The sequence below is a fragment of the Hymenobacter artigasi genome, from assembly GCF_012275535.1.
Classification (GTDB): Bacteria; Bacteroidota; Bacteroidia; order Cytophagales; family Hymenobacteraceae; genus Hymenobacter; species Hymenobacter artigasi.
This window is the reverse complement of record NZ_JAAVTK010000022.1, coordinates 1-12,764: the sequence shown is the minus strand read 5'-3', so window position 1 is coordinate 12,764 and position 12,764 is coordinate 1. Positions and strand designations below refer to the sequence as shown.

The 12,764-nt window shown below is 58.1% G+C and carries 11 protein-coding genes; 4 read left to right on the top strand and 7 right to left on the bottom strand.

Going from position 1 to position 12,764, the window contains the following annotated elements; genetic code table 11:
* Positions 1 to 66 precede the first annotated feature (66 nt).
* A complete protein-coding gene (locus HBN54_RS21410; RefSeq protein WP_168675282.1) occupies positions 67 to 987 on the top strand; it encodes a TerC family protein in 921 nt (306 codons plus the stop codon).
* Between the two features lie 219 nt (positions 988 to 1,206).
* On the opposite strand, the gene HBN54_RS24090 is transcribed toward HBN54_RS21410, so the two are convergent.
* Positions 1,207 to 3,330, bottom strand: coding sequence for a transglycosylase domain-containing protein (locus tag HBN54_RS24090; RefSeq protein WP_168675281.1), 2,124 nt, complete (start codon positions 3,328 to 3,330; stop codon positions 1,207 to 1,209).
* 142 nt (positions 3,331 to 3,472) lie between these two features.
* On the opposite strand from HBN54_RS24090, the gene purB reads away from it, so the two are divergent.
* From purB to HBN54_RS21390, 3 genes are all read left to right on the top strand, one after another.
* Positions 3,473 to 4,813, top strand: a complete 1,341-nt coding sequence (gene purB / locus HBN54_RS21400) for an adenylosuccinate lyase (RefSeq protein ID WP_168675280.1) — start codon at positions 3,473 to 3,475, stop codon at positions 4,811 to 4,813.
* A 69-nt stretch (positions 4,814 to 4,882) separates the two neighbouring features.
* The gene (locus tag HBN54_RS21395; RefSeq protein WP_168675279.1) at positions 4,883 to 5,386 is read left to right on the top strand and encodes a DUF6252 family protein; all 504 of its coding nucleotides are present in this window, start codon (positions 4,883 to 4,885) and stop codon (positions 5,384 to 5,386) included.
* 113 nt (positions 5,387 to 5,499) lie between these two features.
* Positions 5,500 to 6,600, top strand: a complete 1,101-nt coding sequence (locus tag HBN54_RS21390) for a glycosyltransferase family 9 protein (protein WP_168675278.1) — start codon at positions 5,500 to 5,502, stop codon at positions 6,598 to 6,600.
* Positions 6,601 to 6,665: 65 nt separating this feature from the next.
* On the opposite strand, the gene HBN54_RS21385 is transcribed toward HBN54_RS21390, so the two are convergent.
* The 6 genes from HBN54_RS21385 to HBN54_RS21360 form a co-directional block, all read right to left on the bottom strand.
* Positions 6,666 to 7,079, bottom strand: coding sequence for a DUF1801 domain-containing protein (locus tag HBN54_RS21385; protein WP_168675277.1), 414 nt, complete (start codon positions 7,077 to 7,079; stop codon positions 6,666 to 6,668).
* A 45-nt stretch (positions 7,080 to 7,124) separates the two neighbouring features.
* Complete coding sequence (locus HBN54_RS21380) at positions 7,125 to 8,261, bottom strand: glycosyltransferase (protein WP_210428143.1); 1,137 nt, start codon at positions 8,259 to 8,261, stop codon at positions 7,125 to 7,127.
* Positions 8,262 to 8,350: 89 nt separating this feature from the next.
* On the bottom strand, positions 8,351 to 9,301 hold the full coding sequence (locus HBN54_RS21375) for a glycosyltransferase family 2 protein (protein ID WP_168675275.1): 951 nt from the start codon (positions 9,299 to 9,301) through the stop codon (positions 8,351 to 8,353).
* A gap of 19 nt (positions 9,302 to 9,320) precedes the next feature.
* Positions 9,321 to 9,845: a DUF4199 domain-containing protein gene (locus HBN54_RS21370; protein ID WP_168675274.1), complete on the bottom strand. Its 525-nt coding sequence runs from the start codon at positions 9,843 to 9,845 to the stop codon at positions 9,321 to 9,323.
* Between the two features lie 41 nt (positions 9,846 to 9,886).
* Complete coding sequence (locus HBN54_RS21365; RefSeq protein WP_168675273.1) at positions 9,887 to 10,444, bottom strand: DUF4199 domain-containing protein; 558 nt, start codon at positions 10,442 to 10,444, stop codon at positions 9,887 to 9,889.
* Between the two features lie 77 nt (positions 10,445 to 10,521).
* The gene (locus tag HBN54_RS21360) at positions 10,522 to 12,567 is read right to left on the bottom strand and encodes a BatA domain-containing protein (RefSeq protein WP_168675272.1); all 2,046 of its coding nucleotides are present in this window, start codon (positions 12,565 to 12,567) and stop codon (positions 10,522 to 10,524) included.
* Positions 12,568 to 12,764: the final 197 nt, after the last annotated feature.

Genomic DNA, 12,764 nt, shown 5'->3' with positions numbered 1-12,764 from the left:
GCCTTTTACCCGGCCGGCCGCCCTGGCGCCAACCAGCCACCCGCCCCGGCGTATCTTACCATACGCATGGAAAATACGCCCCTGTTCTGGTTGGCCTTCACGGTATTCGTGGTGGCACTGCTGTTGCTCGACCTGCTGGTTTTCAACCGCCAGGCGCACGAGATAAAGATGCGCGAAGCCCTGGGCTGGAGCGCGTTCTGGGTAGTCCTGTCACTGTGCTTCAACGGGCTGGTATACCGCACCATGGGCCATCAGGCGGGCCTGCAATGGCTCACGGGCTACCTCGTGGAAAAGGCCCTGAGCGTGGATAACCTCTTCGTCTTTCTGCTCATTTTCAACTACTTTAAGGTTCCGGTGCAATACCAGCACCGCATCCTGTTCTGGGGGGTACTGGGGGCGCTGCTGCTGCGGGCGGTGTTCATTCTGGCCGGGGCGGCGCTGCTGGCCCGGTTCCATTTCCTGATGTACCCGCTCGGCGCGTTCCTCGTGTACACGGGCATTCGGATGGGTACGAGCAGCAGCGACCCCGAAATCGACCCTGAAAACAACCCCGTGGTCCGCTTCCTGAGCCGCCACCTGCCCATCACCCGGCAGCTGGAAGGCGGCAAATTCTTTGTCCGCAAGGACGGCCTGCGCTTTGCCACGCCCCTTTTCGTAGTACTGGTGATGGTGGAAACTACCGACGTGGTGTTCGCGGCCGATTCCATCCCGGCCATCCTGGCCATCACGCGCAACACGTTCATCGTCTTCACGTCCAACGTATTTGCCCTGTTGGGGCTGCGCGCCATGTACTTCGCGCTGGCCAGCATGATGCGCCTGTTTCACCACCTGCACTACGGCCTGTCGCTGATTCTGGTATTCATCGGGGCCAAGATTCTGCTCGAAAGCGTAATAACCATTCCCATGCCCGTGGCGCTGGGCGTAGTAGGCGGGCTACTGGTGATGAGCGTATTGGCCTCGTTGGTGTGGCCGAAGCGCGAGCAATGAGCAGCGAGCAACAGAACGTTGGGTTTTCCTAAGCTCAGCCTGACGTTCTGTTTATTATAGAGCGGTTTTCAGGTTCGTGTACACGTAGCGCGAACTCTGTAGTTCGCGTCCCCGCGCCATTAGAACGGCTCTGATGGCGCGGGGACGCGAACTACAAAGTTCGCGCTACTGCCTGCTGGCCTCCTAAGGTGTACACAAATCCGAAAACTGCTCTAAGCCCTACTTCGGGGCTTTGGCCGGCTCAGCATCCGGCACATTGGTGTTCACGCCCGCATCGGGGGTCGCGCCAGTATTCAGCAGGTCAATCAGGTTGAGGGGCTCAAACTGGCTCGAATCGGCCTGAACGGTGGCGCGGGTGGTATCAGGGCGAGCGGCGAAGGCCATGTACTGGCGGGCCGGGCCACCGAGGTGCAGCGAATAGGGCAGGTTTTCGCGGTCGGTGCCGGTAATAAGACCACGGGTGGCCATGATGTCGGCAATGAGGCGGAAGAAGTAGCGCGTGCTGCGGCGCAGGTCGCCGTAGGCATCAAACGAGTAGCGGGCATACTTGGGCTTGGGAATGATGCTGGCCAGGTACAGGCTCTCGGGCAGGCTGAGCTCGTCGGGCCGCTTGCCGTAGTAGAACAGCGCCGCATCCTTCACGCCATACACGCCGCGCTTGCCGCTGGGCCAGCGGTACTTGCTGGGGCCCCACTCGATGATGTTGAGGTAGACCTCAAACATGCGCTGCTTGCTGGCAAGGTGGGCGTTTTCAAGCAGCCACACAATCAGCGCTTCTTCGGCCTTGCGGCCTACCGTTTTCTGGCGGCTCAGAAATACGTTTTTCACGAGCTGCATTGAAATGGTGCTGCCGCCCCGCGCAAAGCGCCGCTCCTTGATATTCTGGATGGCCGACTTTACAAATGCCTGCTCCATGAAGCCGTGGTGCGAGAAAAAGCGCGGGTCCTCGGCCGTGGTAATGGCGTGGATGAGGTAGGGCGATACGTCGTTGTAGGGCACGAAATCCGGGTTGGGTGGGCCCACGGCGAAGGTGCGCAGCGAATCGCCCTTGTCGTTATAGGCCGTGTACTGGAAGGCCGTGTTCAGCTTATTCAGGTCTTCCTCGCCGAAGCTGGTGAGGTGAAAATTATTGCCCCGCAGGCCCGAATCGAACTTTAGGCTGTCCACCTGGGCCATGTCGAGGCTGGTGTTGAGGTGGTAGGTGAGCGTGCCGGTGCCGGTGGTGCCGCGCACTTCGTCGAAAATGCCGGTGGGCAGCGACGAGAAGAAGTCGTTGGCCTGGGTTTCGGCCGAAGTCACGCGGATGCTCACGGCGCGGCTGGGCTTCATCCGCACGCTGATTTCGGGGTACAACACCAGCTTATTGACCGTAATCTGGCTGCCTTTTTCCAGCGCGATGGTGCCGCGGCCCAGCGTGGCCACAAAATCCAGCGAGCCGCGCTTCACCTCAATCTCGTTGGAGGCCAGCTTGGGATGATAGAGGCTGAAGCCGCGCGCCGCCAGCGAGCCGCGCACCGTGAGGCGGCCGCCGGTGTCGTCGTTGTCGAAATCCTTGCTATCCAGGCGCACCTGCACCGTGTCGAAGCTCACCAGCGCACCGAAGCGGCGGGGCACGTAGGGCAGCTGCACCGAGCCGCCCACCCCAAACACCCGCGCCGTGAGTGCATAGTCGCTGGGCTCGATGTGCCCGCTGATGCCCAGCTCGTTCGACACCGAATCGATGGTAGCCGTGAGGCGGCCCGAAATGTCGCCGTCCTTAATAAGCAGTTCCGGCAGGCGCAGCAGCGCCGTGTGGTGCGGGCTGACGTAGCTCACGTAGAAATTCTTGAAATCGGCCTCACCGGGCACGTTATCAAAGGCCGCTTCGAGGGCGCGGTTCAGCAGCAGGCCGTAGTTGGTGCCCTTGGTGGTGTCACGCGGCACGGTGCTGGCCGGCTGCTTTTTGGCCAGGAACCCGAAATTGTCGGAAGTGGCCGTTTTGCGGGCCGTGAGGCGGGCCGTCATGATTTCGAGCCCGCTGAATACCGGCCGGCCGGCAAACAGCGAGCGCACGCTCAGGCTGGCCTGCAGGCGCTTGGCCGTCAGGAGCGTATCGGTGGGCGTGGCCCGGGGCACCAGGCTCATGCCTTGGATTTCGACGGTTTTGAAGCCCGCGAACCGAGCCGGCCCCAGCGTGAGAATGACCGGATACTTGCGCTCAACTTTGGCCTTCACCTCTTTCAAAGCATACTCCAGCAGCTGCTGGCGCTTCCACTGAAACACAGCAAAAGCCAGTAGCAGCACCGCCACCAGGCTGCTGACAATGCCAATAATAAGACGTTTGGTGGAGGGGGATATGCGCACGGAAATCAGTAAGGTGGTCGGCTTCGCCAACGCCAAAGGTAAGAACAACGAAAGTAGAGGGAATACGCAAGCGGAGACCGGAGTGGCCAACTCCCCTTCTTTTTTCGTTCTGTCCCGCTCGTTCAGCCCGTACTTTTGTTCCATGCCCAGCCCCCTTACTGCCCTCTCGCCCCTCGATGGGCGCTACGCCCGCGCCACCGCCCCCCTGGCCCCGCGCTTCTCCGAAATGGCCCTGATACGCTACCGCGTGCTGGTCGAAGTCGAATATTTCATCGCCCTGGCTGAGTTGCCCCTGCCGCAGCTCGCGGGCGTGCCAGCGGAGGCTTTCGCGCCGTTGCGCGGCCTCTACGAGCATTTCACCGAAGCCAATGCCGAGGCCATCAAAGCCCACGAGGCCGTGACGAACCACGACGTGAAAGCCGTGGAATACTGGCTGCGCGAGGAGTTTACCCGGCTTGGCCTGAGCAATTTCATCGAGTTTATCCACTTCGGCCTCACTTCGCAGGACATCAACAACACGGCCATCCCGCTCAGCTTCCGCGATGCGCTGATGGGGGTGCTGCTGCCGGCCTATGCCGAAGTGCGCAACGTCCTGGCCGCCCGCGCTCAGGAGTGGGCCGCCGTGCCCATGCTGGCCCGCACCCACGGCCAGCCGGCCTCGCCCACGCGGCTGGGCAAGGAAATTGAGGTGTTCGTAGCCCGGCTCGATGCTCAGGTGGCGCTACTGGCCCAGATACCCTTCGGGGCGAAGTTTGGCGGAGCCACCGGCAACTTCAACGCACACTACGTAGCCTACCCCGGCACCGACTGGCACGCCTTCGCCGCCACCTTCGTGAACGACCGGCTGGGCCTCAGCCGCTCCTTCCCTACCACCCAAATTGAGCACTACGACCACCTTGCGGCCCACTGCGACGCCCTCAAGCGCCTGAACACAATATTGCTGGACCTGGCCCGCGACGTGTGGCAGTACATCTCGCTGGGCTACTTCAAGCAGACCATCAAGGCCGGCGAGGTGGGCTCCTCGGCCATGCCGCACAAGGTAAACCCCATCGACTTCGAGAATGCGGAGGGCAACTTCGGCGTGGCCAACGCCCTGCTGGAGCACTTCGCCGCCAAGCTGCCCATCTCCCGCCTCCAGCGCGACCTCACCGACTCCACGGTGCTGCGCAACCTGGGCGTGCCGCTCGGCCACATCCTCATCGCGCTGGGGGCCTTGCAGCGCGGCCTGGGCAAGCTGGCCCTCGATGAGTCGGCCCTACAGAAAGACCTCGAAGCCAACTGGGCCGTGGTGGCCGAAGGCATCCAGACCATTCTCCGCCGCGAAGCCTACCCCGACCCCTACAACGCCCTCAAAGCCCTCACTCGCACCGGAGAGGCCATCTCAGCGGCCAGCATCGGGGGTTTTATCGATGGGCTGGACGTGAGCGAAAGCGTGAAAGCGGAGCTGCGCGGCATCACGCCGCATAGCTACGTGGGGCGGTAGCGCCGCCCTTTGGCGCGTACGCTGCTGTAGTTACCGCGTATTTCTCCACTACCTATTCCTTTTCACTACATGATTTCTTTCCGTACGCTCTCCTACCGTGCTGCCACGGTAGTGGCCCTGGCATCTGTCAGTGCCTGCTCTTCGTCTAGTGCCCCCGGTGCTGACCCTACCCCCGCGCGCGGCCTGGCCTGGACCGTAGACGGCGCGGCCATGAGTACCACCACCGTGCAATCGCAAACGGGCAGCAATACCGTTTCAGTGGCCGGCACCGTCACCAACGGCAGCACATCCAACTACCTGTCACTAGAAATGCCCAATGCCGTGGGAACGTACACGTTCAGCTCAACGGCCAGGGCCTCGGCCACCTACAGCACCAATTCGGGCACTACTAACGCCGTGTACTACGCCGGAGCGCTGCCCTCTTCAAGCGGACAGAACACCATTGGCGCGGGCACTATTGTGGTCACGGCCCTCACGGCGACAAACGTCACGGGCACGTTCACCTTCACGGGCATTGGCCCGGCCGGAGCATCCAAATCCATCACCAACGGCACGTTCAACGTGGGCCTGTAAGCCTCCGCCCACCGCGCTTCGCAAGCCGCCGTAGTCCCCTGGGGCTGCGGCGTTTTTTTTACGGGCGATACTGTCTGCTACTTTTACGCTTCAACCGCCCCGCTCCCCGCCCCGTGCCCCAGCTCTCCGATACCGTTGTTCACCCCGACTGCCGCCACTTTCGCGGCGACCTCCCCTGCCGCCCCAACAAAACCCACGGCTACGTCTGCGAAGGCTGCCCGGTGTATTCGCCCGTCACGCAGCGCATCCTCATCATCAAGCTCGGGGCCATTGGCGACGTTATCAGGACCACGCCGCTGCTGCGCCGCCTGCGCCAGGAGCGGCCCGGCTGCGCCATTACCTGGCTCACGCTCACACCCGCCATCCTGCCCCAGAGTGAGATTGAGGAGATTTTGAAATTCGATTTTGCCAGCGCCCTACAGCTTCAGGCCCGCGAGTTCGATGTGGTTATCAACCTCGACAAGGAGAAGGAAGCCTGCGCCCTGCTCAACACCATCCAGGCCAAAGAGAAATTTGGCTACGCCCTGCGCCCCCACGACGGCGTGGCCTGGCCCGTGAACCAATTGGCCGAGCACAAGTACCTCACCGGCATCTTCGACCAAATCAGCCAGGCCAATACCAAGCCCTACGTGCAGGAAATTTTCGAGCTCTGCGGCTTCGATTTCCGGGGCGAAGAATACGTTTTCGACACCCACGACGACAAAGGCTACGACTGGAGCACCCTGCCCGCCGCCGCTGGCCCCCGCATCGGCCTCAACACCGGCTGCGGCGACCGCTGGACCACCCGCCTCTGGAGCACCGCCAAGTGGATTGAGCTCATCCTCGGCCTGCAAGCCGCCGGCTACACGCCCATACTGCTGGGCGGCGAGGCCGAAGACGCCCGCAACCGCGAGCTGCACGCCGCCACCGGCGCGGCCTACCCCGGCACCTTCCCCCTCCCCCAATTCATCAACCTGATGAATCAGATGGACGGCATCGTGACGCAGGTAACCATGGGCATGCACATCAGCATCGCCCTGCGCAAGCCCACCATTCTGATGAATAACATCTTCAACCCCCACGAATTCGACCTCTACGGCCGCGGCCAAATCGTGCAGCCCAACAAAGACTGCGTGTGCTTCTACCGGGGCAGCTGCCAGCTGGGCACTAGCTGCATGGAGGACCTGCCGGCCGAAAAAGTATTGCAAGCCGTGCGCGAAAGCGTCGTGCGGTAAGCTTTAGCTTGCCGTGTTAGCGCTAATACGGCAAGCTAAAGCTTACCACACAAATACCTGACAACCTATTTTTTGCGCGACGCCCCACGCCCCACCTGCAGTTTAGCCACATAATCGGCCAGAGGCGTGGCGGCAATCAGCCCAGCCAGCGCATCGAGCGGCAGCTCTTCCATCTTGTTGAAATTTACGCAGCCTTTGCCCATTTTCAGCATGGGGGCCGCCGCCGCCAACTGCTCCTGCAGGGCAGGCATCAAGTACATCGGCACCAGGTGCAGGCTCAGGTGGCTTTTCTGATTAGCCAGCCCAACGTACATCTGCGCCCCCGCCCGAAACTCCAGGTATTTCGGCCCGATGTGCTCGGTATAGCCCGCTGGCACGGCTTGGCGCACCAGTTGCCAGACTTGCGTGGCCGGCTGCTGCCGCTCCGTTGGCAAGGCCGCAATAAAATCATCGAAAGGAATTTCGCTTGTCGTGCTCATCAGCGCATGCCATTGGGTGGAGTCGCAAATTACTGGCTCGGCAGCCTATTGCGATTTCGCCGCCACTTCTTTCAACGCCGCCACCATCACCGGCCAAGAAAACTGCTTTTTCTGCTCCCGCACGCCCGCCTCGAAGGCAGCTTCGCGGTGCTCCGCATAAAAATTCACTACCGCATCGGCAATTGCGCCGGGCGTGGGCGGCACTACATAGCCCACCACGCCATCAGGAATTAATTCGGCCAGCCCGCCCACATCCGTCACCAGCATGGGCCGCTCAAAGTGATACGCTATTTGCGACACCCCGCTCTGCGTTGCATTTTTATACGGCTGCACAATTAAATCGGCGGCGCAGAAATAATCCACCACTTTTTCGTTGGGAATAAAATCCGTCGCCCGAATAATCCGGTCTTCTAATTTATAGTGCCGGATTAATTCTTCATACGGCGCCGCATCTTCATAAAATTCGCCCGCAATAATTAATTTAATCGGCAAGTCGGCAAGTCGCTTATCTGCCATCGCCTCCAGCATAATATCCAGCCCCTTATACGCTCGGATAAACCCGAAAAACAACAGATACCCCATCGTATCCGGCAGTTTCAGCGCCGCCAACGCCTCGCTTTTCAATTTCAGCGGCCCGAAATTATCGTACAGCGGATGCGGCCGGTACAGCGCCGGCTTCCGCCCGAAGCCCAGGTTTTGCAAATCATTCAGCACACTGCGGCTCATTGTCACAAAGCCATCGCAGGCGCTCAGGAAATAGCGGGTCAGCGGCCCATCGCCCGGCCGCTTCTCATGCGGAATCACGTTGTCGGTGATGGCCACCACGCGGGTGTGCCCGTTGCCGCGCACCAGCCGCGCCACCGTGCCCAGCGCCGGCCCCATAAAGGGCAGCCAGAACCGGAAAATCACCAAATCGGGCCGCTCCGCCCGCAATTTCCGTCCCACCCGCAGCCACGACAGCGGGTTCACCGAGTTCAAGCTGACCTCAATATCCAAGTCCGCCGGCCCCGCCTCGGTACTGAATTGCGTCTGGCCCGGAAATAAAAAATTCGGGTACTGCAGCGAAAACGTCACAATCCGCACCTCATCGCCAGCCTCCCGAAATGCCCGTGCCAGCCGCTCGTTATACGTCGCCAGCCCGCCGCGCAAAGGGTAAGCCGGCCCAATTATCACAACTTTCATTTCATCCAGCATTTAACAATTAACATTCGACAATTTTTATTCAGCTAATTACACAGCTGTTAAATGTTAATTGATAAATGTTAACTGAATTACTTCAGTCTTTCCCGTACCAGGTAATCATCGCGTTTCGGCCCGTTCAGCTGAATCATTTCGCCCAGGAATCCCGCCACAAATAGCAGTACGCCCACAATTACCGCCGTCAAAGCCATAAAAAACAATGGCTGTTCCGTCACCTGCCGCGCCTTCAGATTGTGCAGCGACAGCCACACCTTCTCACCCGTCAGCCACAGCGTAATCAGCAGGCCGAGCAAAAACGACAACGTTCCCAGCGTGCCAAAAAAGTGCATTGGTGCCCGCCGAAACCGCCCCACAAACGTGATGCTCATCAAATCCAGAAACCCGAATATGAAGCGCTCCAGTCCGAATTTAGTTACGCCGTATTTGCGCTCCTGGTGTTGCACCACCTTCTCGCCAATCTTGCGAAATCCGTTCCATTTCGCAATCACCGGAATGTAACGGTGCATTTCGCCATACACCTCAATACTCTTAACCACCCGCGAGTCGTAAGACTTCAGTCCACAGTTAAAATCGTGCAGCTGAATACCCGAAATCCACCGCGTAGCACCGTTAAACAACTTCGTCGGAATTGTTTTCGACAGCGGGTCGAACCGCTTCTGTTTCCAGCCGCTCACCAGGTCAAATTTATCCTCCGTAATCATGCGGTAGAGTTCCGGCAACTCTTCCGGCGAGTCCTGCAGGTCGGCGTCCATGGTGCACACCACCCGCCCCCGCGCCGCCTCAAACCCCACGTTCAACGCCGCCGATTTGCCATAGTTGCGGTTGAAACGAATGCCCCGCAAAGTGGCATCGTCCACGGCCAATGCTTCAATCACAGCCCAGGAATCATCCGTCGAGCCATCATCAATCAGGATAACCTCATAGGTCAATCCGCGCGCCACCAACACCCGCGCAATCCAGCGCGTGAGTTCAGGCAACGACTCTGCTTCGTTCAGCAGGGGAATCACGATGGAAATTTCCACCGGGAAATTATTAGATACTTTATTCAAACTCGGGCTTCGGGTTTTTAATAATTGCCGATACTACCAAGGAAATGGCCAATCCGAATAGTAGCGAAAAGAGCACAACAAACAGCGATATAGTAACAGGTGTCATGAACTTAGCAGTTAGCTGCATCGCCTGGTCAATTTGCTCGTCTGATGCCCCACCTTTGCTCTCCATATCGGTCCGCGCTTTATCTAGCATCCGCGCAATCATGCCATTGTCCATAAAGCTGATGTAGATATAGCTGAACACCGCACCCATTATCCCCGATACAAGCGTCAACATCATGCCGACACTCAGCCCCTCGCCATAACTCATGAACCCCGCATTGTGCTCCTTATAGAAACGTTGAGCCAAGAAAACACCTACAATTAAGATGATTGTTGACAGCCATTTGGCCGGGCTTTGTTCCAGGTGCGCGACGTTGAGCGCAAATGAAATAATGATACTGACCAAGCCCGTTAGCAAGCCATAGCGCAGGCCCACCGATGAAGTTGTTACTGAAGTAGCATTTGTTTCCATTAGTATTTAGAGTAAAGTGAGCCGAAAGGTAACCGGAATAATTATTCCCGCAGAAAAATCCCCGCCGGAATTGCCAGCACAAAGCCCAGCAAAAGCACCTGCGTAAAATTACTGATGGCCATATCGCCAATGTTCAGGTTGGCTACATTACGTACCTGCTGTTGCTGCGCCTGTTCACTCAGCTGCGCCTTAGGGTTTTCGCGCTGCTGAGCGCGCACAATTTCCAGCACCTCGGCCCGGTGCCGGGCAAGTGCCGGCTCACCCGCCCCGTGTGCTAGCCCAACCAAACTACTTGCCGAAATCAGCGCCGCAATCAGCACCGTGAGCGTTCCCACGCCCAGCGAGCGGCCCAGGCCAGACCGGTTTGGCTGCAGTTTGCGCCGCAGCATCCATTCACTCGCTACGGCCGCCAACGGTACCAGCAGCTGCGCCAGCAATTGTTTTGGCCCAAAACCATTGCTGCCCGCCAGCTGCAACCCAACCATCCACAGCGCACAAGCCAGCCCCACCACTACGCCAAACCGCATCGCCAGCCGGAGCACCAGCCCCGCTTCCTCGTTGGGCGCGGTCGTGTTTAGGTTTTCAGAAGCATTAGCCATAAATCGCGCAGCAAATTAAAGTGGCAAGATACGGCCCGCAGCCCCATCGCCCGGGTTTTACAGCTGCGGCCCCTCCATCAGCCAGCCACCGCCATCCGCTTTGTAGCAGTGGCCCGCTTGCCCAATCGCACCAGCAAAGCTTCTGCCAACAGCGCCAGCAGCGCCAAGGCCAAAAAGTACCGCCACAGCGGAGTACCCGTTCGCTCATCCCGAAACTTTGCCAGGCCCGCACCGGCATTCCCCGCCTCTACTACACGCACGTTGGGCCGGTTCGGTCCCACCAGTTGCCGCAGTTCCTCTGCCGAATACGCCGCTAGTTCCGATTCGCGCCGGTCTTGGTTAAACGCCAGCGTAGTCAACACTTTGCCCTGCCGCTGCACCTGGTAAAATCCCGCCTCGCTAATACCCACCGGCAACTCCATCCGTACTTCCTGCCCCACCACCCGCTGCCCTGGAATCAAGGTCAGACTATCCTTCACCAGTTTTAAGTTCACGGCATCTGCCGGCCCACCCACACTTCCAACTGCGGCCGGCAGGTGCAAGCTCACCGCCTCCTGCGTCAACTTGTATGCCGGTAGCTGCTCGCTTTTATAGCTGAGCATGGCCATTCTATACATCACCGGCACAAACAGAGCCTGTGCCGTAAAATCCGAATATTCCTTGGCAAATGGTGCCGAAAACACATACACCTGTCCTGCCCCACTTGCAAAATTTGCCAAATAGCTCTCCCCATCCCGCAACCGCAAAATGTCCGTTCCCGTCCGCGACCACCGCAATACGGGTGCCACCCGTGGCATGGTCACCGTCCGTGACTGCGCCCCGAATACATCTCTAAAGAACGGTTCCCTCACATTAGGCATTGCGACTTCGCGTAGTGCTGGCGCTGCCCCGGCATCTTCCCACTGCACCGTTCCCAATCCCAAATCCCGAAACAACTGCTCGTACGATTGCCGTGCAGTCGTCGTCGCCGTCGGCACCAATACCACACTCCCACCACGCTTCACTACACCTCGCAATGCATCGCGCAAACCGGCATCCAGCCTGTCCACTTCATTCAGCAACACCAAATTAGCCTGTCTCAGCATCCCATAATCGATATTCTGCACCTTTGAAAAGCTATAATTAAACAGCGGCTCATTAGCGTACACTTGGCGCGCCATCGGTTCCCCCCCAATCTCCAGCACACGAATAACCGCCGCTGGCCGCAACGTAAAGTAGAACGTATTATCAAACATAACTGGCACATCCTCAGTAACCACCCGCCCCAAAGCCAGTTGTTCATCCGCAAGTTGCACCTGCACAACCGATGCCACTGCCTGCCCCGCTCCCACCGTCACCCGAAACGCCGCCACCTGCTGATTCCCCAAAAACACTTTTACCGGACAATCGGAAACCGCTGCCCGTCCACCATTCCGCAGTCGGATATGCATCGCCACGTTAGTGCGCATCCGCAAAAAAGCATCATCAACCCATATACTATCCACAAAAATATTACCAACTTCCTGTCCGCTTAATGGCACAAGTATTATTTCTCTACCAGTGGCCAACTTATTAAGCATATCAGCCGAAAATGCCGTCTTCTGAAAGTCGGAAAATAAGTAGGTCGAGCTACTACCTCCGAATCCACTGCCAACAACATACTTACTAACAAAAGCCGCTTTCGAAGTAGGACGAAGTTCATCCAACTTATTATCATAAACAGCCTTAGATAATAAACCCGGTCCTGCAGTCAATAGTCGCAACTGATTTCCTGCTTCATTGCCTATCCGCCGAGCTTCGCCCACAGCTTTATCCAACAATGAGCCCGATTCAGCATCAGACAACTGCATACTCAAAGAGTTATCTACCACCACATCAACTCCTCTAACATCACTTCCTTCCATAGCCGGAATAAATGGCTGACAAAAAACAAGCACCAAAGCTGCCACCGCTCCCACTCGAGCAAGCAAAATAAACCAATTTTGCACCTTCCGATGACGTGTCGATACAAGTTCGACCTGTCTAATCACGGCTGTGTTAGTAAACAACACTCGCTGCGGCCGCCTTAACTGCAACAGATGTATAACAACAGGTACCGCAACAGCGAACAAGCCCAACAAAAACCAAGGATATAACAAGCGCATCTATCAGAGAAGAAATTATTACAGTAGGTTAATAGGTAGCCAACGGCTATTTATAAGTATGACAATTTAACTCAAAATGAATACATGAGGACCAAGTACGGTCCAGACAGCAAAAATCCTCTTGGTTGCTGGTGAAAGCATCCAAGAGGATTTCCTGTGTAAGGTTGGCGGCGACCGACTCTCCCACCGGTGAAGGC